This window comes from Burkholderia cenocepacia (assembly GCF_900446215.1).
Taxonomy (GTDB): domain Bacteria; phylum Pseudomonadota; class Gammaproteobacteria; order Burkholderiales; family Burkholderiaceae; genus Burkholderia; species Burkholderia cenocepacia.
Genome location: NZ_UAQZ01000006.1, coordinates 1 through 22,302, shown reverse-complemented (window position 1 = coordinate 22,302; position 22,302 = coordinate 1). Strand labels below are relative to the sequence as shown.

Annotated in this window: 19 protein-coding genes and 3 pseudogenes; 9 read left to right on the top strand and 13 right to left on the bottom strand. The window is 66.3% G+C overall.

Annotated elements, in window-relative coordinates:
* Positions 1-69: 69 nt before the first annotated feature.
* Positions 70-819: a FadR/GntR family transcriptional regulator gene (locus tag DTA15_RS13670; protein WP_006484310.1), complete on the bottom strand. Its 750-nt coding sequence runs from the start codon at positions 817-819 to the stop codon at positions 70-72.
* Positions 820-1,177: 358 nt separating this feature from the next.
* On the opposite strand from DTA15_RS13670, the gene gudD reads away from it, so the two are divergent.
* Positions 1,178-2,530: a glucarate dehydratase gene (gudD, locus tag DTA15_RS13660; protein WP_006484312.1), complete on the top strand. Its 1,353-nt coding sequence runs from the start codon at positions 1,178-1,180 to the stop codon at positions 2,528-2,530.
* 121 nt (positions 2,531-2,651) lie between these two features.
* Here gudD and DTA15_RS13655 read toward each other — a convergent pair whose 3' ends face one another.
* From DTA15_RS13655 to DTA15_RS13645, 3 genes are all read right to left on the bottom strand, one after another.
* Positions 2,652-3,116: a DUF2214 family protein gene (locus DTA15_RS13655; protein ID WP_006484311.1), complete on the bottom strand. Its 465-nt coding sequence runs from the start codon at positions 3,114-3,116 to the stop codon at positions 2,652-2,654.
* Between the two features lie 39 nt (positions 3,117-3,155).
* Positions 3,156-3,959, bottom strand: coding sequence for a hypothetical protein (locus tag DTA15_RS13650; RefSeq protein WP_006491691.1), 804 nt, complete (start codon positions 3,957-3,959; stop codon positions 3,156-3,158).
* A gap of 235 nt (positions 3,960-4,194) precedes the next feature.
* Entirely contained in the window at positions 4,195-5,259 is a 1,065-nt protein-coding gene (locus DTA15_RS13645; RefSeq protein WP_006476459.1) for a glycosyltransferase family 4 protein, read from the bottom strand.
* 564 nt (positions 5,260-5,823) lie between these two features.
* Between DTA15_RS13645 and DTA15_RS13640 the strand changes: the two genes are divergently transcribed.
* On the top strand, positions 5,824-7,650 hold the full coding sequence (locus DTA15_RS13640; RefSeq protein ID WP_006488673.1) for an ABC transporter ATP-binding protein: 1,827 nt from the start codon (positions 5,824-5,826) through the stop codon (positions 7,648-7,650).
* 78 nt (positions 7,651-7,728) lie between these two features.
* Here DTA15_RS13640 and DTA15_RS13635 read toward each other — a convergent pair.
* From DTA15_RS13635 to otsB, 3 genes are all read right to left on the bottom strand, one after another.
* Positions 7,729-9,089, bottom strand: a protein-coding gene (locus tag DTA15_RS13635; protein WP_085964362.1) for an IS3-like element ISBcen9 family transposase whose coding sequence is annotated in 2 segments (ribosomal slippage) — positions 7,729-8,624 and positions 8,624-9,089 — 1,362 coding nt in all. Because the reading frame shifts where the segments join, the coding sequence is not laid out codon by codon here.
* Positions 9,090-9,175: 86 nt separating this feature from the next.
* The gene (gene otsA / locus DTA15_RS13630) at positions 9,176-10,561 is read right to left on the bottom strand and encodes an alpha,alpha-trehalose-phosphate synthase (UDP-forming) (protein WP_012492437.1); all 1,386 of its coding nucleotides are present in this window, start codon (positions 10,559-10,561) and stop codon (positions 9,176-9,178) included.
* A complete protein-coding gene (gene otsB, locus DTA15_RS13625) occupies positions 10,558-11,310 on the bottom strand; it encodes a trehalose-phosphatase (RefSeq protein WP_006488667.1) in 753 nt (250 codons plus the stop codon). The genes otsA and otsB overlap by 4 nt, the downstream gene beginning before the upstream one ends.
* 278 nt (positions 11,311-11,588) lie before the next feature.
* On the opposite strand from otsB, the gene DTA15_RS13620 reads away from it, so the two are divergent.
* From DTA15_RS13620 to DTA15_RS13610, 3 genes are read left to right on the top strand one after another with little or no spacing between them, the layout of a single operon-like run.
* Positions 11,589-12,224 carry an SCO family protein gene (locus tag DTA15_RS13620; RefSeq protein WP_006488665.1) on the top strand — a complete coding sequence of 212 codons (636 nt, stop codon included), beginning with the start codon at positions 11,589-11,591 and terminating at the stop codon, positions 12,222-12,224.
* An 8-nt stretch (positions 12,225-12,232) separates the two neighbouring features.
* Positions 12,233-12,679 (top strand): copper chaperone PCu(A)C, encoded by a 447-nt coding sequence (locus DTA15_RS13615; RefSeq protein WP_006488671.1) that lies wholly within the window; start codon positions 12,233-12,235, stop codon positions 12,677-12,679.
* A gap of 10 nt (positions 12,680-12,689) precedes the next feature.
* The gene (locus DTA15_RS13610; protein ID WP_006491689.1) at positions 12,690-13,559 is read left to right on the top strand and encodes a cytochrome c oxidase assembly protein; all 870 of its coding nucleotides are present in this window, start codon (positions 12,690-12,692) and stop codon (positions 13,557-13,559) included.
* 22 nt (positions 13,560-13,581) lie between these two features.
* Here DTA15_RS13610 and DTA15_RS13605 read toward each other — a convergent pair whose 3' ends face one another.
* Both DTA15_RS13605 and DTA15_RS13600 read right to left on the bottom strand, forming a co-directional pair.
* Complete coding sequence (locus DTA15_RS13605) at positions 13,582-14,073, bottom strand: GNAT family N-acetyltransferase (RefSeq protein ID WP_006482188.1); 492 nt, start codon at positions 14,071-14,073, stop codon at positions 13,582-13,584.
* A 141-nt stretch (positions 14,074-14,214) separates the two neighbouring features.
* Complete coding sequence (locus tag DTA15_RS13600; RefSeq protein ID WP_006482192.1) at positions 14,215-15,081, bottom strand: pirin family protein; 867 nt, start codon at positions 15,079-15,081, stop codon at positions 14,215-14,217.
* 111 nt (positions 15,082-15,192) lie between these two features.
* Here DTA15_RS13600 and DTA15_RS13595 point away from each other — a divergent pair, with 111 nt between their 5' ends.
* Positions 15,193-16,110, top strand: coding sequence for a LysR family transcriptional regulator (locus DTA15_RS13595; RefSeq protein ID WP_006482198.1), 918 nt, complete (start codon positions 15,193-15,195; stop codon positions 16,108-16,110).
* Between the two features lie 16 nt (positions 16,111-16,126).
* Here the strand turns inward: DTA15_RS13595 and DTA15_RS13590 are convergent, their stop codons facing one another.
* Complete coding sequence (locus DTA15_RS13590; protein WP_006476181.1) at positions 16,127-17,092, bottom strand: IS110-like element ISBcen8 family transposase; 966 nt, start codon at positions 17,090-17,092, stop codon at positions 16,127-16,129.
* Positions 17,093-17,392: 300 nt separating this feature from the next.
* Here DTA15_RS13590 and msrC point away from each other — a divergent pair, with 300 nt between their 5' ends.
* Positions 17,393-17,896 carry a free L-methionine (R)-S-oxide reductase MsrC gene (gene msrC / locus DTA15_RS13585; protein ID WP_006482190.1) on the top strand — a complete coding sequence of 168 codons (504 nt, stop codon included), beginning with the start codon at positions 17,393-17,395 and terminating at the stop codon, positions 17,894-17,896.
* A 120-nt stretch (positions 17,897-18,016) separates the two neighbouring features.
* On the opposite strand, the gene map is transcribed toward msrC, so the two are convergent.
* Together map and DTA15_RS39045 are read right to left on the bottom strand one after the other, a co-directional pair.
* Positions 18,017-18,823, bottom strand: coding sequence for a type I methionyl aminopeptidase (map, locus tag DTA15_RS13580; RefSeq protein ID WP_006482199.1), 807 nt, complete (start codon positions 18,821-18,823; stop codon positions 18,017-18,019).
* 114 nt (positions 18,824-18,937) lie between these two features.
* Positions 18,938-19,033: pseudogene (locus DTA15_RS39045) on the bottom strand (TA system antitoxin ParD family protein); the annotation flags it as partial.
* Between the two features lie 174 nt (positions 19,034-19,207).
* Here DTA15_RS39045 and DTA15_RS13575 point away from each other — a divergent pair.
* Together DTA15_RS13575 and DTA15_RS13570 are read left to right on the top strand one after the other, a co-directional pair.
* Positions 19,208-19,819, top strand: a pseudogene (locus DTA15_RS13575) (helix-turn-helix domain-containing protein); the annotation flags it as partial.
* Between the two features lie 60 nt (positions 19,820-19,879).
* Positions 19,880-20,430 (top strand): annotated as a pseudogene (locus DTA15_RS13570) (GNAT family N-acetyltransferase).
* 1,166 nt (positions 20,431-21,596) lie between these two features.
* On the opposite strand, the gene DTA15_RS13560 reads toward DTA15_RS13570, so the two are convergent.
* The coding region (locus DTA15_RS13560) for a GGDEF domain-containing protein (protein ID WP_146774344.1) at positions 21,597-22,302 on the bottom strand (706 nt) is incomplete at its 5' end.

The following is a 22,302-nucleotide window of genomic DNA, read 5'->3' as shown; positions in this document are numbered from 1 at the left end:
CCTCGTACGACGACTGATGTTAAAGCAATCCAGGTAGGCCCGCCGTGTCGCGGGCCCTGTCACGCAACGTCAGCCCGCCTCGGCCTCGGCCGCCTCGTGCGCGCGGCGCAGCCGCTCGCGGCTGTTGGTGAGGTGCGTGCGCATCGCGGCGCGGGCGGCTTCCGGGTCGTGGCGCGCGATCGCCTCGTAGATGTCTTCGTGCTCGTGGTTCAGCCGGCCGACGTAGCGCTCGAGATCGTCGCCGGCGAAGCGCGCGGAATTCACGCGGGTGCGCGGGATGATCGACGTGCCGAGCTGCGTCATGATGTCGACGAAATAGCGGTTGCCGGTGGATTGCGCGATCTGCAGGTGGAACTGGAAGTCGAGCTGCGCGGTGTCGCGGCCGCCGCCCGCGCCCGTCGCGATCGCGTCGAGCGCGCGCCGCAGCGCGGCGAGATCGGTATCGTTCGCGCGCTGCGCGGCCAGGCTCGCGCACTCGCTTTCGAGGCTGATGCGCAACTCCAGCACCGCGAGCACGTCGCGCAGCGTCGTGATCGTCGCGGGATCGATGCCGAGCGTCTGGCGGCGCGACGGCTCCAGCACGAAGCTGCCGATGCCGTGGCGCGTCTCGATGAGGCCGCTCGCCTGCATCCGCGAGATCGCCTCGCGCACGACCGTACGGCTCACGCCCTGCGCCGCCATGACTTCGGTTTCGGTCGGCAGCTTGTCGCCGGGACGCAGCGTGCCGTTTTCGATCTGCGCGGTCAGCGCGTCGACGACATCTTGTGCGAGGCTGCGTGCGCGACGGCGCGGCGCTGCGGGAAGCGTAGGCACGGACATGTGGCCGGTTCCTTTTTGAATGATCGTAATGTGAGCCGAGGGTTTACGCGGGGTTTGAGCGAAAGCCGATGATTCATTATACTGCGTCACAAGTCATCCGACGACTGATGATCGGCGCACGGATCTCCTGTCGACCCAGGTCGGCTGTACAGCACCGCCCGGTCCCGTGCGCGACGATCGACCTGCGTTCGCGTTCTGCGCTCCGCTGGCCCGGTTGTCGCTCCCACCCCGTTTCGGGTTGCGTCGACATGCGGGGCTTGCGCGCCACGCACGTCGGTTGTCGAATGATCGCACCTCCCGCCGCGCGCGGCAAAGCTTTTGCCGCACGGCATCGCCCACTCTTTCGCCATCGCCGCCCATGAACGCCGTCACTGCCTCGCCCTCCCCCGACACGCCGCGCATCGTCGACCTGCAAGCGATTCCGGTCGCCGGCCACGACAGCATGCTGCTCAACCTGAGCGGGGCGCACGGCCCGTTCTTCACCCGCAACCTCGTGATCCTGAAGGACAGCGCGGGTCGCACGGGCGTCGGCGAAGTGCCGGGCGGCGAAAGCATCCGCCGCACGCTCGACGACGCGCGGGCGCTCGTCGTCGGCCAGCCGGTCGGCAATTATCATGCGGTGCTCAACGACGTGCGGCGCACCTTCGCCGACCGCGACGCGAGCGGTCGCGGGCTGCAGACCTTCGACCTGCGCACGACGATCCACGCGGTCACCGCGCTCGAGGCCGCGCTGCTCGACCTGCTCGGCCAGCATCTCGGCGTGCCGGTCGCCGCACTGCTCGGCGAAGGCCAGCAGCGCGAGCGGGTCGAAATGCTCGGCTACCTGTTCTACGTCGGCGATCGCACGAAGACCGCGCTCCCGTATCGCGACGGCCGCGGCGCGACCGACGACTGGACGCGCGTGCGCGACGAAGCCGCGCTGACGCCCGAAGCCGTCGTACGGCTTGCCGAGGCCGCGCATGCGCGCTACGGCTTCAACGACTTCAAGCTGAAGGGCGGCGTATTCGCGGGCGCCAGCGAGATCGAAGCCGTGACGGCGCTCGCCGAGCGCTTCCCCGACGCGCGCGTGACGCTCGATCCAAACGGCGCATGGTCGCTCGACGAGGCCGTGCGGCTGTGCCGGGATCAGCATCACGTGCTCGCGTATGCGGAAGATCCGTGCGGTGCGGAGAACGGTTACTCGGGCCGCGAAGTGATGGCCGAATTCCGCCGCGCGACGGGGCTGCCGACGGCGACCAACATGATCGCGACCGACTGGCGGCAGATGGGCCATGCGGTGCAGTTGCACGCCGTCGACATCCCGCTCGCCGATCCGCACTTCTGGACGATGCAGGGCTCGGTGCGGGTCGCGCAGATGTGCCGCGACTGGGGCCTCACGTGGGGTTCGCATTCGAACAACCACTTCGACGTGTCGCTCGCGATGTTCACGCACGTCGCGGCCGCGGCGCCGGGCCAGGTCACCGCGATCGACACGCACTGGATCTGGCAGGACGGCGAACGGCTGACGCGCGAGCCGCTGAAGATCGAGAACGGGCTGGTGGAAGTGCCGAAGCGGCCGGGGCTCGGGATCGACATCGACATGGATGCGGTCGCGCTCGCGCACGAGCTGTACAAGCAGCACGGCCTCGGCGCCCGCGACGACGCGGCGGCGATGCAGTATCTGATCCCGGGCTGGACGTTCAACAACAAGCGCCCCTGCCTCGTGCGCTGAGCGCGGACCGGCCGGGCGGCGACGTCGCCCGGTCACATCTGGCCGGGCGCCCTAGCCGCGCGCCCCTAGCCGGGTGCCCCTAGCCAGGCGCCCCTAGCCGGACGCCCCTAACCGGGCGTCCCTAGCCGGGCGCCCCTATCCCCCGCGCCATCCCCGACGCGGCGAACACGATGACGATCACCAGCACCGCCTGCCAGTGGCCGATCCGCACGTAGGTGCGCGCACGGCCGATATCGGGCAGTTGCTGCCGCCGCGCGGCGATACGCCAGCGGATCAACCCCAGCATCGGCACGATCTCGAGCAGCAGGATCAGCACGAGCGCGGTCATCTTCAGGTGAAAGAGCGGTTCTTGCAGGTAGTACGCGGTCCCTTTCTCGAAACCGCCGAACGCGCGCGCGAGGCCCGTCGCGATCAACACGAGCGCGGACAGTCCCCAGACCGCATCCGCCTTGAACACGCCGGGCAAATCGGCCGCCTGCGCCGATGCGATGAACCGGCGCAACGCGCGGTTACGCCCGGCGATCGCGGCAAACGCGACGCCGAACGCACTGAGATGAATGGCAGCCAGCAACCAACGGACGATCATCCCGCCTCCTTGTCGCCCGCGCCCGGTGCGCGAGCCGTGTCAGACGATCTGCTTGAGCGCCGCGTCGAGCGCGAGCACCGCGACGCGGTCGCCCTCGGTCGCGAGCGGCGTGCGCATCACGATCTGCCGGTTGTGGCCGACAGCCGCCGGCGAATCCCACAGCAGTTCCACCTTCGGGCGATTGAACAGGCTGCCGCGACGCGGCGGCACGACCGCCGGCTGCGCGCCCTGCTCGCCCGCGGCGGGCGTCGCGGCGCGACCGGGCCAACGCACCGACAGTTCGCGCGCATCGTACTGGCCGACCTTGCGGCTTTCCATCCAGACGATCGCGGTGCGCGTCAGCACGTCGAGCGAGATCGCATACCGGCCGACCGCGAAGCGGCGTGCGGCCACGTTGGTCCGCCACAGCGGCCGCGGCCGGCAGATCCATACGATCGCCGCGTACAGCGCCGGCGCGGCGACGAGCCAGCCGTTGGTTGCCGTCACCGCATGCAGCGCGCGGCGCCAGCCGGCCGCCCACGTGAACGCGCCGATCGACCATACGGCGAACAGGAAACCGATCAGCGCGAACACGCGCAGCGCCTGGCGCAGCCACTGCGGCAGCGGATGGAACGGCCGCTCGGCCCGGGCGGCGGCGCCCGGCAGCGCGAGCAGCAGGAAGATCAGGATGAGGTAGATGAATGCCCACGGCGACGACACCATCGCCGACAGCGACGCGCGATAGCCCATCTGGGACATCGAGAACAGCCAGCGCGCGAGCAGCACGAGACCGATCGCGCGCAACGCGAAGATCACGCCGGCGCCGGGGGCCGGCGCTGCGCGCGTGGTTTTCGTTCTCGCCAAGACTGCTCTCCTCTGGATATTCGTACCGGCCGGATTTCACGGCACGGCCATTATAGGGACATTACCGTCTGGACAGACGGCCGGATGGCGTGCCGGGCCGCTTCGAAGGCCGTTCGCGGCGCCGGGCGCGGCGAGAATACAACAGATCCGCGCCGCAGATGTGACAACGCCCCGCCGGAAAACCCGGACGGGGCGTCGTGACGGCCGCGCGCCGCAGTATGGCGGCGGCCCGCGATCAGCTCGCGTTGACTTCGCGGAGCACCGTGCGGCGCTTCTGGCGCAGCAGTTCCTCGTAGCCCTTCACGTAGTTCTGCGCCATCACCTTCGACGAGAAACGGGCTTCGAACGCGGCGCGCACCTTCTCGCGCGGCAGCGTATCGAGGCGCTTGAGCGCGGCGACGGCCGACAGTTCGTCTTCGACGACGAAGCCCGACACGCCGTTGTCGATCACTTCCGGCACCGAGCCGCGCTTGAACGCGATCACCGGGGTGCCGCAGGCCATCGCCTCGATCATCACCAGGCCGAAGGGCTCCGGCCAGTCGATCGGGAACAGCAGCGCATGCGCATTGCCGAGGAATTCGGTCTTTTCCGACTCGCTGATTTCGCCGATGTACTCGACGTGCGGCAGCGCGAACAGCGGCTTGATCTTCTCTTCGTAGTACGCGCGGTCAGCCTTGTCGAGCTTCGCGGCGATCTTGATCGGCAGGCCGGCCTGCTCGGCGATGCGGATCGCCGTGTCGACGCGCTTCTCCGGCGAGATACGGCCGAGGAACGCGAGGTAGCTCGGCTTCACGTTCGGGATCGGCGTCAGCAGGTTTTCCGGCAGGCCGTGGTACACGGTCGACAGCCAGTTCGCCTGCGGCAGCGGGATGCGCTGGTTGTCGGAGATCGACACGACCGGCACGTCGCTGAATGCGTTGAAGATCGGCTGCAGTTCCGGCAGGTCGAGACGGCCGTGCATCGTCGTCAGATGCGGGACCGGCTGGCGCGAGAACAGCGAGAACGGGTAGTAGTCGATGTGGCAGTGCAGGACGTCGAACTCTTCCGCGCGGCGGCGCACCTGCTCGAGGAGCAGCATGTGCGGGGCCATCACGTCGCGGATCGTCGGGTCGAGGCGCAGCGCCTGCGGCCAGCACGCTTCGAGTTTCGCGGAAGTCTGCGAATCGCCGCTCGCGAAGAGCGTGACGTCATGCCCCATCTCGACAAGTGCTTCGGTGAGGTAGGACACCACTCGCTCGGTACCGCCGTACAGTTTCGGGGGCACCGCTTCATGCAACGGAGCGATTTGGGCGATTCGCATGCGTAACTCCTAAAAAATCGGCAAAAAACCAGGTATGGGTCGGCAACCTGCCGGCGGTCCGGGCTGGATGCAGGTCGTCCGAAAGTCGGACGAATCAGCCTGCCGGGGGCGTCGAACCCGCGCTGCTCAAGGAGCGTCGGCGACGCGACAGGCATAGAACGTTTGAAACGAAGACCCGTTGACAGGGGTTCGTAAAAAAACCTGGAATCGAACCCGGAGCCGATTATCTAGGGTTAATCCCGATACGGCGCACAACATTTCAAACACTTTACTTTGTTACAAAGGTGCAACACTTTGCAACCCGCGGACTCGGGTGTCCGTTCTAGAGTGGAAGGCCCTTTTGGCGATCCTCGTTACCCGCCGCTGCCGGCAGCGTGATTCCGGCACCTGCGGCAGGACGGGATGCCGGATTTTATCTCAAAATCGATCGCGAGCCTCTGGCCAAGGCAAGATTCGCGCAGCGCAACGCAGGCCTTGTTTACAATGCCGGATTAGTCAGTCCGGGCGAACGCCGGCCCGCGATCCAGCCGCCACGCTCAATCACCGAATCACCGCACGCATATTTTGGAATCTCTCACCCCCGCCCAGCGCAACGCCTACAACGCGAAGCTGTCGAGCTACGCGCATCGGCCGATCGCGTTCCTGTTCCGCTACATCCGCCGCCACCCGGTCGCGCACCTGGTCGTGCTCTGCAGCGTGCTGGCCGCCGTCGGCTGCGCGCTCGGCTCGCAATACGCGATCAAGCACCTGATCGACGTGCTGGCGACCGGGCGCCATCATCCGGGCCCGCTGTGGAGCGCGTTCGCGCTGCTCGTCGGGCTGATCGCGGCCGACAACCTGCTGTGGCGCGTCGGCGGCTGGGTCGCCGCGCATACGTTCGTCGCGGTCACCGGCGACCTGCGGCGCGACCTGTTCCAGTACCTGATCGGCCATTCGCCGACGTATTACTCGGAGAAGCAGCCGGGTACGCTCGCCAGCCGCATCACGGCCACGTCGAACGCGGTGTACACGTCGGAGAACACGATGGCGTGGAACGTGCTGCCGCCGTGCATCGCGGTGATGGGCGCGATCCTGATGATCATCGTCGTCAATCCGCTGATGGCGGCCGGCCTGCTCGGCTGTTCGGCCGTGCTGTCCGTCATCCTGTTCAAGCTCGCCGGCCGCGGCTCGGCGCGCCACCACGCGTTCGCGGCGAAGGCCGCGGCCGTCGACGGCGAACTCGTCGACGTGATCGGCAACATGGGCCTCGTGCGCGCGTTCGGGATGACGCTGCGCGAACAGAAGCGCTTCGGCGCAACGGTCAAGGCCGAGATGGATGCGCGCCAGCAGAGCCTGCTCTATCTCGAGAAACTGCGGCTGCTGCATGCGGTGATCACCGCGATGCTGTCCGCCGGCCTGCTCGGCTGGGCGCTGTGGCTGTGGGACCAGGGCCGCGCGACGTCGGGCGACATCGTGCTCGTCAGCTCGCTCGGCTTCACGATCCTGCACGGCACGCGCGATCTCGCGGTCGCGCTCGTCGACGTCACGCAGCACGTCGCACGCCTGTCCGAAGCGGTGAAGACGCTGCTCGAACCGCACGGCATGCCGGACCGCTCGGATGCGCAGCCGCTGTCGGCCAAGGGCGGCCGCGTCGACTTCGAGCGCGTGACGTTCGCGTATCCGCACCGCCGCGCGATCCTCGACCACTTCGACCTTCATATCGAGCCGGGCCAGCGTGTCGGGCTGATCGGCAAGTCGGGCGCGGGCAAGTCGACCGTGCTGGCGCTGCTGCAGCGCTTCTACGACACGCAGGACGGCGTCGTGATGGTCGACGGCCAGGACGTGAAGGGCATCACGCAGGACAGCCTGCGCCACGCGATCGCGCTGGTGCCGCAGGACATCTCGCTGCTGCACCGGACGATCTACGACAACATCGCGTACGGCCGCCCCGATGCGACCCGCGACGAAGTGCTCGCCGCCGCGCGCGACGCGCGCTGCGCGGAGTTCATCGAGGCGATGCCGGAAGGCTATGACACGATCGTCGGCGACCGCGGCGTCAAGCTGTCGGGCGGCCAGCGCCAGCGCATCGCGATCGCGCGCGCGATCCTGAAGGATGCGCCGATCCTGCTGCTCGACGAAGCGACGTCGGCGCTCGACAGCGCGTCCGAGGAAGCGATCCAGAGCGCGCTCGATCGCCTGATGGTCGGCCGCACGGTGATCGCGATCGCGCACCGCCTGTCGACGCTGCGCAACTTCGACCGCATCATCGTGATGAACAACGGCAAGGTGATCGACGACGGCCCGCCCGACGTGCTGCGCAGCCGTCCCGGCCTGTATCGCGACCTGCTCGCGAAACAGCACGGCCGCCATCATGCGGACGGCAGCACGCCGACCGGCGAACGCGTGGCCTGACGCGCCGGCATACCGCCGCGCCGACAAAAAAGCCGCCGTGCTTGCTGAACTGAACCCACGAAGTTGGACGGTTACCGGCTAGGCCGGATGAGGCTGAGTCCTGTATTGCACAGGACTCAGCCCTTTCAGTTTGAGCTTGATGCGCTCGTGATTGTAGTACCGGATGTAGCGCTTCAAGCCGATGCGTAGCTGTTCAATGCTGCTGAAGTGGTTCAAGTAGAAGAACTCGGATTTCAGCGTGCCGAAGAAGCTTTCCATGGCAGCGTTGTCCAGGCAATTGCCTTTACGCGACATGCTTTGCGCCAACGAGCGTTGCTCGAGCATGAGCCGCCAGCCGGGCATTTGATAATGCCAGCCTTGATCAGAGTGCAACATGGGTCTTTCGTCGGGTTGCAGGCGACGCAAAGCCTTGCGCAACATGTCAGTAACCATCTGGAAGGCTGGCCGAGTATGCGTCTGGTACGCGATGATCTCCCCGTTGTACAGATCCAGCACTGGTGACAGATACAGCTTTTGGCCACCTACGCTGAACTCGGTGATGTCGGTAACCCACTTCTCGTTCGGACGGGCGGCATGGAACTGGCGCTGGAGCAGATGCGGGGCCGTCTTGCACGTGTTGCCCCTATACGCACGGTACTTCTTGACCCGCACGCAGGACTTCAACTGCATCTTGCGCATCAGGCGTGCAACCGTCTTGTGGTTAATCATCTGCCCCAGACGGCGCAGCGCCAGCGTGATGCGTCGATAGCCATAGCGCCCCTTGTGCTGCTCGAACAGTGCTCGAATTTTCGCTTTCACACTCGCATGCCGATCGGGAGCGGCCAGCGCCTTGCACTGGTAATAAAACGTGCTGCGAGCCAGTCCGGCCACCCGGAGCAAGCCAGCCAGCGGGAATTGTTGCCTTAGCTCAAGCACTATTTGCGCTTTTTGCGCGGTACAGCCTGCGCCTGAACCAAGGCCCTCAGCTTTTTTAGATACGCGTTCTCCATGCGCAGGTAGTTCAGTTCCTGAAGCAGGTCCTCGCGGGTACGGGTATCCGTGCCATCGGTAGGGTTCAGAGGCTGAGCAGGCGGTGTTTTTGGCATTGCGGTTGGGCGGCGGCCTTTGGGCCTCGGCGCGAGGGCAGTCAAACCACCATCATCATAGCGGCGAGCCCATTCGAGCACCGCGCTCGGATTGCGAATATTGAACCGCGCCGCCGCTTCCTTGCTCGACACGCCATGCTCGCGCATGTGCTGAACAACTTTGAGCCTGAACGCCACATCGTATGAGTTGTACTTCCTACGCACGCCGTCCTTACCATGAGCCTGGTATGTGGCGTACCACTGGGAAACCGTCGAGTGACTCAAGCCATGCGTTCGCGCCACCGCGCGTATGGCTTCCCCCCCGATGCACCGCTTCACTACCGATAGCTTGAACTGCTCGGTATATCTCGCCATGAAAAAACCCCAAAAGTTGGCGTCCAACTTTTGGGGTTCAGTTCATTGCGCACGGCGGCTTTTTCAATTGCACCACCAGCAATAGTTCAGACGTGCTGCAGATCGCGCAGGAAATTGTCGCGCCACACCGACACGTTGTTCTCGCGAAGCTGCGCGATCATGTCCGCGTAACGCGCCCGCCGCTCGGCGAGCGGCATCGTCAACGCCTGCGACAGCGCATCGGCCATCCCGTCGATATCGATCGGATTGACGATCAGCGCGCCCGTGAGCTCGCGCGCGGCACCCGCGAAGCGCGACAGCACCAGCACGCCCGGATCGTCCGGATTCTGCGCGGACACGTACTCCTTCGCGACGAGGTTCATCCCGTCGCGCAGCGGCGTCACGAAGCCCACACGCGCAAGGCGGTACAGCGCGGCGAGCACCTGGCGGTCGTACTGACGGTGAATGTAGAGGATCGGCGCCCAGTCGAGCTCCGCGTAGCGCCCGTTGATGCGCCCGGACTCCGCTTCGAGCTGCAGGCGGATGTCCTGGTACGCACGCAAATCCGCGCGCGTCGACGGCGCGATCTGCAGGAACGACACGCGGTTGCGGATCGACGCCTGGTGTTCGAGCAGCTTCTCGAAGGCACGGAAGCGCTCGACGAGCCCCTTCGAATAATCGAGCCGGTCGACGCTCATGATCAGTTGCCGCCCGCGCAGCGACGTCGCGAGCGTGCGCACCGCCTTGCCGTGTTCGCCCGCCTGCGCGAGCGACGCAATCTCGTCCGGATATACGCCGATCGGATAGGCGGCCGCGCGCAGCGTCTGGCCGAACGCCCGGACGTGCACCGTGTGCCCGTCGCGCTCGACGTCGCCGTCCGCCTCGAACTCGACGTAGTCGCAGAACGCGCGCAGATCGGGCTCGGTCTGGAAACCGAGCAGATCGAACGCGCACAGCGACTCGACGAGTTCGCGGTGCGGCGGTACGTTGACGAGCACCTGCGCGGCCGGAAACGGAATGTGCAGGAAGAAGCCGATGCGGTTCTTCACACCGGCGTCGCGCAGCGCGCGCGCGAACGGAATCAGGTGATAGTCGTGCACCCAGATCACGTCGTCGTCCTGCAGCAGCGGCACGAGCTGCTGCGCGAGCCAGACGTTGACGCGGCGATAACCGTCGAACTCGTGGCGATCGTACTGGATCAGGTCCGCGCGGTAATGGAACGCGGGCCACAGCGTCGCGTTCGAGAACCCGCGGTAATACTGGTCGTAATCGCGACGCGACAGCCCGACGGTCGCGAACGTCACGGGCCCGCGCTCCTCGATGCGGATCTGCGGCTGCGGCGCGCCGGACGCGACCACTTCGCCGCTCCAGCCGAACCACATGCCGCCGGTTTCCTTCAGCGCGTCATAGACGCCGATCGCGAGGCCGCCCGCCGCCGGTTCGCCTTCCGAAATCGGCGCGACGCGGTTTGAAACGATGATGAGCCGGCTCATGCGTGCGGCTGCCCCGCGCCGAGCCAGCATGCGATCTGCTCATGCAGTGCGTCGACCGAATCGAGCCGCATGCGCGCGGACGTCTCGCCCGCGCCGACCTTGATCGACAGGCCGCCGCGCGCGTTGACCACCGCGAAACCCTTCTCGTCGGTCAGGTCGTCGCCCGCGAACAGCGGCACGCGGCCCGCAAAGGGCGGCTCGTCGAGGAACGCGGCCAGCGCGCGCCCCTTGTCGACGCCCTTCGGCTTGATCTCGAACACCATCTTGCCCGGTTGCAGCACGTACGCATCCGCATAGTCGGCGACGAGGCGCTCGGCCGCTTCGCGCGCCACCGCCTCGCGCTCGGGCGCGTTGCGAAAGTGCAGCGCGACGGCCGCGCCCTTGATCTCGAGCAGCATGCCAGGATGGCGGTCGACCACGTCCGCGAGCTCGCGCTCGATGCGCAGCAGGCGTTCGTCGTTGAAGCCGATGCGCTGCGTGTCGCCGTTCGCATCGCGGCGCTCCGCGCCGTGCAGGCCGGCGATCGGCAGATCGGGCATCTTCAGGAAAGTGTCGAGGTTGTCGATGCCGCGCCCGGACACGATCGCGACCGCGCCGTGCGAGCGGCGCGACAGCTCGTCGAGCAGCGTCAGCAGCGACGGCGGAACGTGAATGCTGTCGGGGGTCGGCGCGAGCTCGACGAGCGTGCCGTCGAAGTCGAAGAAGAACGCGGTATCGGTCAGGGACAGGGAAGCCGGAACGGATTGCATCGATTCGATAGTCTGAGGGCGACCGGAAAATGCCGGGCCGCCGCTGCGCGAATGGAGTTGTGCGCATCTTACCGCGCCTGCGCCCCCAGATGGGCGAAACCGGGGCCGCGCGAACACCGCGCCGCCCGCCGCGTCAACTGCGACATATTGCCCCGCTCGCCCGCCCCGCAGGGGTTTCGAAAGGACGCAGGCGCGCGAATTGCGCTACAGTCGCAACCGCCTGCCGCGCGGCGCATGGCATCGCGCCCCGGCTATCCATCGTCCGATCGAGCCCCAGGATGTCGTCTGCCCGCCCCGCGCCGCACCGGCGCCTCTCCCGCCTCATCCGCACGGCCGCGGCCCTCGCCGCCGCCGTGGCGCTCGCCGCGTGCACGCACGACGAGCCGCGCTGGAACCTGACCAACGTCACCGGCCACCTGCCCGACCTGTCGTTCAAGCTGACGGGCGGCGACGGCCATCCCGTCGACGCCGATGCATTCCGCGGCCGCGTCGCGCTCGTCTACTTCGGCTACACGCACTGCCCCGATGTCTGCCCCGAAACCCTCGCGCGGCTGATGGAAGTACTGGCGAAGCTCGGCCCGCAGGCGGACGACGTGCGCATCCTGTTCGTCTCCGTCGATCCCGCGCGCGATACGCCGCAGGCGATGCAGTCCTATGTCGCCGCGTTCGACGCCGCGCATGCGCGCGGCCTGACCGGCACCGACGGCCAGATCGAATCGCTGGCCAAGCGCTATCGCGTCGCGTATCAGATGGAAAAACGCGATCCGTCCGGCGGCTACGAAGTGACGCACAGCTCGGCCGTCTACATCTTCGACGCGACCGGCCGCGCGCGCCTGCTCGCGACCGATCGCGATTCGCCCGACGCCATCGCCGCCGATGTGCGCCGGATCATCGACACCGCCTCCACGACCTGAATTCCGCCATGAACACGAAAACGACCCTCAAGACGTTCGCCCTCGTCGCCGCGCTGTGCGCCGGCGCCCATGCGTATGCCGCCGGCGCGATCAGCGCGCAGAACGCGTGGGTGCGCTGGCTGCCGAACAAGCTGCCCGCGGGCGGCTACGTGACGCTCGTGAATACGAGCGACAAGCCGGTCGATCTCGTCGACGTCGACAGCCCCGACTACGGGATGGCCATGCTGCACCAGACGGTCTCGAACGGCTCGACGCAGAAGATGGAGATGGTCGACAAGCTGACGATCCCCGCGCGCGGCAAGGTCGACATCGCGCCGGGCGGCTATCACTTCATGCTCGAGGAGCCGAAGCACGCGATCAAGCCGGGCGACACCGTGCACCTGCGCCTGAAATTCTCCGACGGCGAAACGGTCGATGCACCGTTCCCCGTGAAATCACCGGCCCAGACGAAGTGATGCGCGCGCGATGAACCTCCTGTACTGGCTCGATCCGTGGGAACCGTCGCCGACCGTGGTCATCGCGGTGCTGGCGGCCGCCGTGCTGTTCGCGCGCGGCGTGAAAAAGGCGAAGGTGTCGCCGCTGCGGCAGTTCTCGTTCTGGTTCGGGCTGACGGCGCTCTATATCGCGCTGCATACGCGGCTCGACTATTTCTTCGAGCATGAATTCTTCATGCACCGCGCGCAGCATCTCGTGCTGCATCACCTCGGGCCGTTCTTCATCGCGCTGTCCTATCCGGGCGCGGCGATCCGCGCGGGCATTCCGTTTCGCTGGCGGCAGCGCTTCGTGCGCCCCGCGCTCGCATGGGCGCCGGTGCGCGCGACGCTCGACGTGGTGTTCCATCCGGTCGTCGCGGTCGTGCTGTTCGTCGGGCTGATCTATTTCTGGCTGCTGTCGCCGATCCATTTCATCGCGATGCTCGACTGGCGTCTCTATCGCGTGATGAACTGGAGCATGGTGATCGACGGGCTGCTGTTCTGGTGGCTCGTCGTCGATCCGCGTCCCGCGCCGCCCGCGCGGCTGTCGCCGGGCCGCCGGATCCTGATCGTCGTCGCGGCGATCCCGCCGCAGATCGCGCTCGGCGCGCTGATCTTCTTCACGCCGCACGAGCTGTATCCGATCTACTCGATCTGCGGCCGCGCGTTCACGTGGCTGAGCCCGCTGCGCGACCAGCAGATCGGCGGCCTGCTGCTGTGGATTCCCGGCTCGATGATGAGCGTGATCGGCGCGCTGATCGCGCTGCGGCATTGGCTGCGGCTATCCGCGCGCGGGCGCCTGATCGGCGAGCGCGCCGCGCAGCGCGCGGACAAACCGCCCGTCGCACGCGCCGCGCACTGACTGCGGCGGCGCCCGGCGCGCGTCACGCGCGTGCGCTGCTCATCCACACGTGCGGGATGCCGTCCTCGTCGTGCACGTCCGAACTCGGCGTGAAGCCGAATGCCCCGTAGAACCGCTGCAAGTGAGCCTGCGCATGCAGGCTTACCGGCGTATCCGGCCATTGCGCGCGGATATGCTCGAGCGCGCGCGACAGCAGCCCGTTGCCGAGGCCCGCGCCGCGAAACGCGGCGGTCGTCAGCACGCGGCCGATGCGCACGTCGGTGTGTTGCGCATCGGGCAGCAGCACGCGCAGATAGCCGGCCAGGCGGCCGGCCGGATCGAAGGCGGCCAGGTGCCACGCGGCCTGGTCCGCATCGTCGATGTCGCGATACACGCAATTCTGTTCGACGACGAATACGGCGCTGCGCGCCTCCAGGATCGAATAGATTTCGCGCGCGGTCAGCGCGTCGAAGGATTTCCAGCGCCAGTCGAGATCGGCGGTACGCGGGGATGCGGCAGGTGCGGATGCGTTCATGTGCGGTCCTGATTCGGGCGCGCCGACCGGCGCGCGACAACCGTCGATTATGCCTCGAACCGCCCCACGCGCGCGACCGCGTGCCACGCGCGAAAAAAGGCCCCGCATTGCGCGGGGCCTGCTCGTCACACCGTCATGCCGTCATGCCGGCATCTGGCCGAAGCGGCCGCTGTTGAAGTCCTCGATCGCGGTACGGATCTCCGCTTGCGAGTTCATCACGAACGGACCGTAACCGACGACCGGCTCGTCGATCGGCTCGCCACTCAGGATCAGCAGCTTCGCGTCGCCGTTCGCTTCGATCTCGACGTCGCTACCGTCGCGGCCGAGTTGCACGAACTGCGCCTCGCGGGCCACCGTCTCGCCGTTCACCTGCACGGTGCCGCTCAGCACGACCACCGCGAGCGTCCGCCCTTCGGCGACCGGGAACCGCGCATGGCCGCCGGCCACGAGCCGCACGTCCCACACGTCGATCGGCGTGTGAGTGCGGGCCGGGCCGCGCCGCCCGTCGAGTTCACCGGCGATGATCCGCGCCCGCCCGGCGCCGTCCGGCAGCTCGACCACCGGGATATCGGCGTTCAGCAGCGTCTGGTACCCGGGCGCGCCCATCTTGTCCGCGGCGGGCAGGTTCACCCACAGCTGCACCATCTCGAGCGGGCCGCCCTGCTTCGTGAACGCCTCCGAGTGGAATTCCTCGTGCAGAATCCCGCTCGCGGCCGTCATCCACTGCACGTCGCCCGGGCCGATCGTGCCGCCCGCACCGGTCGAGTCGCGGTGCGCGACTTCGCCGTCGTAAACGATCGTCACCGTTTCGAAGCCGCGGTGCGGATGCTGGCCGACACCGCGCGGCGCGGTCGTCGGTTCGAACGTCGCGGGGCCGGCGTAATCGAGCAGCAGGAACGGGCTCAGATGCGTGCCATGAGACTGGTAGCTGAACATCGAACGCACCGGGAACCCGTCGCCGACCCAATGGCCGCGCGGCGCACTGTACACACCCTGGATCTTCTTCATTGCCCTTCTCCATATTGCGGCGAAACCCGTGTTTCGCATCCATGAGTGACAATATAGAGATGGAACGAACGATCCGGTAGACTGCCGAAATCGCACTCAGCGTTCCATTTCATGAACGATAAAGCGCGGGATCTGAACGATCTCTATTACTTCGTGCAGGTCGTCGAACACGGCGGCTTCGCGCCGGCCGGGCGCGCGCTGGACATGCCGAAATCGAAGCTGAGCCGGCGCATCGCGCTGCTCGAGGCGCGGCTCGGGATGCGGCTGATTCAGCGTTCGACGCGCCGCTTCACGGTCACCGACGTCGGCCAGACCTATTACGCGCATTGCCGCGCGATGCTCGTCGAGGCCGACGCCGCCGACGAGGCGATCGCGCTGCTGCACGAGGAGCCGCGCGGCATCGTGCGTGTCAGTTGCCCGATCGTGCTGCTCGATTCGCTGGTCGGCACGATGATCGCCGCGTTCATGGCCGCGTGCCCGCGCGTCGAGATCCACCTGGAAGCGACCAACCGGCGCGTCGACGTGGTCGGCGAAGGGATCGACGTCGCGATCCGCGTGCGCCCGCCGCCGCTCGAGGACAGCGATCTCGCGCTACGCGTGCTCGCGGAGCGCGGCCAGTGTCTCGTCGCGAGCCCCGCACTGCTGCGCGAGCACGGTGTACCGGCCGTTCCCGCCGATCTCACGCGCCTGCCGAGTCTCGACCACGGCGTGCCGCAGTCCACGCACGTGTGGCGGCTGCGCGGGCCCGACGGCGCGCAGGCGGAAATCCATCACCAGCCGCGCTTCGTGACGGGCGGCATGCTCGCGCTGCGCGCGGCGGCCGTCGCGGGCGTCGGCGTCGTGCAATTGCCGACGATGATGGTGCGCGATGAAGTCGCGCGCGGAGAGCTGACGACCGTCCTGCCGGACTGGGCGCCGCGCCGCGAAATCGTGCACGCGGTGTTCGCGTCGCGCCGCGGGCTGCTGCCGGCGGTGCGGGCGCTGCTCGATTTCCTGGCCGAACGGTTCGCCGAACTCGAACCCGACTGAGTAACCGTCTTCCGAGTCAAGCCCGATGAAGTGAATCGTCCCAAGGCGTGTTGGTTTTGACCATGGCATTGAGCATGGTTAGGAGCTTGCGCATGCAGGCAACAAGCGCGACCTTGGACAGTTTGCCGGCGGCCTTCAGGCGTTGATAGAAGGCTCTGATGGCGGGGTTGTAGCGTGTGGCAGTCAATGTAGCCATGTACAGCACGCGACGGATCGCGAAGCGGCCACCTTGAACCCGTCGTCGCCCATTACGTAAGCCGGAATCGCAAGCAATGGGAGCGACGCCAACGAGGGCTGCAATCTGACGGCGATTGAGCCGGCCCAATTCGGGCAGTTCTGCGATCAGGCAGGCGCTGGATACCGGGCCAATTCCATGTGTGGACTGCAACAGGCGGTCGAGTTCACCGAAGTGCTGGCGTACATGAGCGACCATCTGAGCGTCAATGTCATCGAGTTGTGCCTGGATGGCGGCAATGATAGCCAGCAGACTTGAATGCAGACCAACCGGCGTGATCTGGAGCCGCTGTCGCTCCGAAAGGAGCATGGTGAGTAGTTGGCGCCGTCGGGTCACCAGTGCAGCCAGCCACTGCTGCCGCTCGTCGGGAACGGGACGTAGCAAGCGGGACAGATCGTCCCGACGCAGTAGCACGGAAGCCAGTTCGGCAAGCATACGTGCGTCGATGGCATCGGTTTTCGCCAGACGTCCCATCGAGCGGGCAAAATCGCGTGCTTGCCGAGGGTTGACGACAGCGACCGGCAAACCCGCACCTTGCAAGGCGCACGCCAGCTCGGTCTCGTAGCCACCGGTCGCCTCCATCACGACCAACTGCACGTTCAGCGGCTGAAGGGCAACAGCCAGGGCCGAGTGGCCCTCGGCATCGTTGTTGAATCGACGGATGTCCAGATTGGCACCCAGTACGGAAACATCGACGTGAGCTTTTGCGACGTCAATGCCGACCGTTACGGCAGAAGGAGCAGACATGATCTTCGGATCCCATGCTTGTACATGCGCACTCGATGTAAATGGCGCGCGTAACCGTTCGGGCTTCAGGAAGACCAGCACGGCAACCGTGCGTTTTGTACTCAGTCACGGGCTCCAACACCCAAGCGCGGGGCAAACTGCACGGTCTCGTCTGGCTACCACCAGACTTTACCGTACTGGTCAGTACTGAACATACAAGCGCGCCGCGTCACGCACGACCACACGCTGCAGAGCGCGCGCGGGTGCCGTAGACTGCGGTACGCGCGAGTGCGCATTTCACAACCCCTATCGCTTTCCGCCATGTTCACGCTGTCCAACGACCCTACCGCCTCCAAGGCCGATCAATACGCGACGCTCGTCGAGCAGGCGCGCGCGCTCGTCGAATCCGAACGCGACCTGACCGCGAATGCGGCGAATTTCTCCGCGCTCGTCTATCACTCGCTCGATCGCCTGAACTGGGCCGGCTTCTACTTCTTCGACGGCACCGAGCTCGTGGTCGGACCGTTCCAGGGCAAGCCCGCGTGCGTGCGGATCGCGCTCGGCAAGGGCGTGTGCGGCACGGCCGCGCAGACCCGCGAGACGCAGGTCGTGCGCGACGTGCACGACTTCCCCGGCCATATCGCATGCGATGCGGCGTCCGAATCGGAAATCGTCGTGCCGCTGGTCGCCGGCGACGGCACGCTGATCGGCGTGTGGGACGTCGACAGCCCGGTCGCCGCGCGCTTCGACGACGAAGACCGCCAAGGGATGGAAGCACTCTGTCGCGTGTTCGTCGAACACGCTTGGGAGAAGGCGCGCGGTTAAGCGCCGCGGCGTCGCGGCGCCGGCCGCCGTGAACGACACGGGCCCCGCGAAGGGGCCCGTTTCATTGCAACGCTTCCATTGCAACGCTACGCCGCCGTGCGCGGCGCACCCCTGCCAGTGTCAGGCAGCGTGCGTGCCCGGAAGCGCCGAGAACGCCTGGGGCTTCGCGTCCTCGGTGAGCACCTCGAAACCCGTTTCCGTCACGACGACCATGTGCTCCCATTGCGCGGACAGCGAATGGTCCTTCGTGACGACCGTCCAGCCGTCGGCCAGCACGTGGGTGTCGCGCTTGCCCGCGTTGAGCATCGGCTCGATCGTGAAGATCATCCCCGGCCGCAGCGGCAGGCCGGTGCCCGGGCGACCGTAATGCAGCACCTGCGGCTCGTCGTGATAGACGTCGCCGATGCCGTGCCCGCAATACTCGCGCACCACGCTGAACCCTTCACGATGGGCGACCTGCTGGATCGCATAACCGACGTCGCCGAGCGTCGCGCCGGGACGCACCGCGCGAATGCCGGCGTGCATTGCCTCGTAGGTCGCCGCGACGAGCCGCCGCGCGAGTTCGTTCGGTTCGCCGACGAAGTACATGCGGCTCGTATCGCCGAACCAGCCGTCCTTGATCACCGCGATGTCGAGGTTCACGATGTCGCCGTCGCGCATCGGCCGCGACGTCGGAATGCCGTGACAGACCACGTGGTTGACCGACGTGCACAGCGTCTTCGGATAGCCGTGGTAGCCGATGTTCGCGGGAATCGCGCCCAATTCGTCGATGATGTATTCGCGGCAGCGTGCGTCCAGCTCATCGGTGGTGACGCCCGGCTTCACGTACTCGGTGATCATCGTCAGCACCTGCGACGCGAGCTTCGCGGCTTCGCGCGACTTGGCGATTTCCGCGGCACCGCGGATCGGAATTTCACGTTTCGCCATCACGCCACCTGCTCGATGCCGTGCGCGGCCGTCTCCGCCGGCCCCACGTCGCCGCCCCCGCGCCTCGGCCTCGATCAACATCTTGCAGATATCGCCGTAGGACAGCGCCGGGTTGAGTTCCGCCAGCATCCCGACACGCAGCCAGTGTTCGGCCTGCGCGTTGATCGAACGGCTCAGCGCCGTGCTCGTCGAGCGCAGCCGCTCATGCATGTGCTCGGAAATCTTGATGATGCCCATATATCCCCAATTAAACTAAACGTAGCTGTTTCGTATATTACGCTGCGCAAGACGACCGGGCAAGCCGTTCGTGTCTCGCCTCCTGCCGCCCCGCTGCGGGAAATACCGTTGACATCGAATTCCAGCTTGCTGGACAATAAATCCATTATGAAAGAATCAGCGATCACCGCGGCCGACGATACCGGCATCAACGAGCGCATTGCCCGGCGCGTGCGCGGCCTGCGCGCCGTTCGAGGCTACACGCTCGACACGCTGGCAGCGCGTTCCGGCGTCAGCCGTTCGATGATCTCGCTCATCGAACGCGCGTCGGCCAGCCCGACGGCCGTCGTGCTCGACAAGCTCGCGGCCGGCCTCGGCGTGTCGCTGGCCGGACTGTTCGGCGGCGACCGGGACGACGCGCCCGCCCAGCCGCTCGCACGGGCGCGCGCAGCAGGCCGAATGGCGCGACCCGGCGTCCGGCTATGTGCGCCGCAACCTGTCGCCGGCGGCTGGCCGTCGCCGATCCAGCTCGTCGAGGTCGATTTCCCGCCCGGCGCGCGCGTCGCGTACGACAGCGGCGGGGCGCGAAAGCGCGCTGCATCAGCAGGTGTGGATCATCAGCGGCCGCGTCGACGTCACGTTCGGCGACGTGCTGCACGAACTTCACGAAGGCGACTGTCTGGCCATGCGGCTCGACCAGCCGCTGATCTTCAGCAATCCGTGTCGCATGCCGCGCGCTATGTCGTCGCGATCTGCGATGCCTCCGCCGCCGGCGTGCGGGAGCACGTGACGCGCGCATCGTCTGTGGAACCGATTCAGAGCCAACAGGAAGGAACCCGTATGAATTCCCCGACGCAGCGCGACGACGTGCGCCTGATCGATTGCAGCGAGGCCGAACACGCGGCGGCCATCCTCGAGATCCTGAACGACGCGATCGTGAACTCGACCGCGCTGTACGACTATCGACCGCGCCCGCCGGAAGCGATGGTCACGTGGTTCGCGACGAAACGCGCGGGCGGCTTCCCGGTTTTCGGCGCCGTCGACGCAGCGGGCGAACTGCTCGGCTTCGCGAGCTGGGGTACGTTCCGCGCGTTTCCGGCGTTCAAGTACACGGTCGAACACAGCGTCTACGTGCGCAACGACCAGCGCGGTCGCGGGCTCGGCGAACGGCTGCTGCGCGAAGTGGTCCGGCGGGCCGCCGCGAAGCGCAGGTGCACGTGCTGGTCGGCTGCATCGACGCGACCAATGCCGGCAGCATCGCGCTGCATACGAAACTGGGGTTCGTGCACGCGGGCACGATCGCGGAGGCGGGCTTCAAGTTCGGCCGCTGGCTCGATGCGGCGTTCTATCAGTTGAAGCTCGAGACGCCGGCGCAGCCGGTGGATGGGTGATGATGGCTTGCGACACGTCGCGTGCGCCGTGCGCGACGGCTTCAGGTGATGCAGGAAACCTCTCTTCCGGTCGTCAGGCCGCAGGATCATGAGCTCACCGCCCGGCAATCGCGCGTATGGCCTCCGCAAAGACATCTGGCGCCTCGCGCGGACGAAGTGTCCTATTCCATGCAGCAGGCGGCGTTCATAGTGCCCGGAAAAAGTACCGCTCCTTGTTTTCAGACGTGACGGGCAAATTGTCACGATCTCCGCACCCTGGAGCATGATGGTGTCGACAGGGATCATCGGCGAAGCCGCCAATTGTCGTTCTATCTGCTCGTGCTGACCTGCGCCCGGCGCATCATGCCAGCGCTGTCGGTAAGCATGAAGGCTGATGTCGCCCAGTCGGGGATTGTCGAGAGAGCCGATCATGGGCTTGAAAGTCGCCTCTCCTGTCGGGCCAAGCGGGCGACCAGCTGTGCCACAAGTACTGCACAACCGTTCGCGATCCTCTCGATATATTCCACGTCGTCGCGCGGTCGTTATTTCATAGGGCATTTCGTTGGCCGGCATCGCGGTGGCATAGCCCGCCGCGGCGGTAACCATACCGTTTATTCTTTCGGAAACAGCGCCGCGACGCTACCCCGCGCGCGCTCCCAGTCGGGAGGAGGACGTTCGTCAAATCCAGCGCTTCCACGAACGACAAATCAAGGGTCGGCGCTGCAATTGCGCCGCTGCGCATCGTGTCGCCATTCAAGAAGCGTGTCGGGCCCGATCCACGCAGATAGGGCGCGTAGATTCGGAACTGCTGACCACTCGATCCGAGGTCCAGGATAGTCTTGTCCCAGCACTGAACATCGTCGGGCCATCCGTGGACAAGGACCAGCGGCGGTCCGTCAAGCGGGCCCGATACTTCGTAGGCCACGTCGAGTTCGCCGGTGCGACATGTCAAGAAATTTCGTGGCGATCCGCGTGTGCCCCGCTCATTCGCATCTGAAGTCATATCGATCTCCGGAAAGACGATTCAAAGATGCCGGCAAGCAGCAGCATCGCTCATTCCCGTTCGACATGACTTCCGACCGAATTTCGCGCGCAACGATTCGTCATGGAATCGTGCGTCTACGTAGACGCACCGACATACCCGAGCCCAAAGTAACGTTGAGACTCCTGCTCGGGTCCAATCACCGTCAAATCGACGACTGGAAAGCGGAAACCTTGTTCCGACCGGCTGCCTTCGCGTAATACAACGCCTCGTCGGCCGCCTTGATGACCGCACCGGGATCGCCGTCCTGATCCGGTGTCCAACTCGCCAACCCGATGCTGGCAGTCACACGCCCGTATTCGCTTCCGGCGTGCTCGAGCGCCAGTTCGTTGATCGCCGCGCGTATTCGTTCAGCAGTCTGGGCTGCCCCCGTCGGTGGCGTGTCAGGGAGCAACACGACGAATTCCTCTCCGCCGTAGCGAGCCGCCGTATCGGTCGGTCGGCGAATGTTTTCGCCGATGCAGCAGCGCGCGACTGCAGCCAGCGCATCGTCCCCCGCCTGGTGACCATAGGTGTCGTTGTAGGCTTTGAAACGATCGACATCGACAAACAGCAATGAAAAAACGGAATGGGCTCGTCGCGCACGGCGCCACTCCCGGTCCAGAACTTCCCCAAAACTGCGGCGATTGTTAAGACCGGTGAGCCCGTCGGTGCGTGCCAGCAACTCAAGCTCGGATTCCGCGCGCATCCGACGCCGCAGTTGCACACCGAGAAACACGGATAGCGCAATGAACGCTGCGCCGAACGTCGCAACCAGCAGGCCGATCGTCTCCGCACGACGTCGCCACGCAGCATAAATATCCTGCTCCGCCTCCGCGACCATGATGATCAGAGGCAGCGTCGGCAAATTC

Coding starts and splice junctions, on each gene's coding strand:
- gudD (WP_006484312.1), top strand. CDS start 1,178: ATGAACGCCGTCACTGCCTCGCCCTCCCCCGACACGCCGCGCATCGTC.
- DTA15_RS13605 (WP_006482188.1), bottom strand. CDS start 14,073: ATGAACGCATCCGCACCTGCCGCATCCCCGCGTACCGCCGATCTCGAC.
- DTA15_RS13590 (WP_006476181.1), bottom strand. CDS start 17,092: ATGTCTGCTCCTTCTGCCGTAACGGTCGGCATTGACGTCGCAAAAGCT.
- DTA15_RS13610 (WP_006491689.1), top strand. CDS start 12,690: ATGAACCTCCTGTACTGGCTCGATCCGTGGGAACCGTCGCCGACCGTG.
- DTA15_RS13670 (WP_006484310.1), bottom strand. CDS start 819: ATGTCCGTGCCTACGCTTCCCGCAGCGCCGCGCCGTCGCGCACGCAGC.
- DTA15_RS13620 (WP_006488665.1), top strand. CDS start 11,589: ATGTCGTCTGCCCGCCCCGCGCCGCACCGGCGCCTCTCCCGCCTCATC.
- msrC (WP_006482190.1), top strand. CDS start 17,393: ATGTTCACGCTGTCCAACGACCCTACCGCCTCCAAGGCCGATCAATAC.
- otsB (WP_006488667.1), bottom strand. CDS start 11,310: ATGCAATCCGTTCCGGCTTCCCTGTCCCTGACCGATACCGCGTTCTTC.
- DTA15_RS13655 (WP_006484311.1), bottom strand. CDS start 3,116: ATGATCGTCCGTTGGTTGCTGGCTGCCATTCATCTCAGTGCGTTCGGC.
- DTA15_RS13645 (WP_006476459.1), bottom strand. CDS start 5,259: ATGCGAATCGCCCAAATCGCTCCGTTGCATGAAGCGGTGCCCCCGAAA.
- otsA (WP_012492437.1), bottom strand. CDS start 10,561: ATGAGCCGGCTCATCATCGTTTCAAACCGCGTCGCGCCGATTTCGGAA.
- map (WP_006482199.1), bottom strand. CDS start 18,823: ATGGCGAAACGTGAAATTCCGATCCGCGGTGCCGCGGAAATCGCCAAG.
- DTA15_RS13615 (WP_006488671.1), top strand. CDS start 12,233: ATGAACACGAAAACGACCCTCAAGACGTTCGCCCTCGTCGCCGCGCTG.
- DTA15_RS13595 (WP_006482198.1), top strand. CDS start 15,193: ATGAACGATAAAGCGCGGGATCTGAACGATCTCTATTACTTCGTGCAG.
- DTA15_RS13600 (WP_006482192.1), bottom strand. CDS start 15,081: ATGAAGAAGATCCAGGGTGTGTACAGTGCGCCGCGCGGCCATTGGGTC.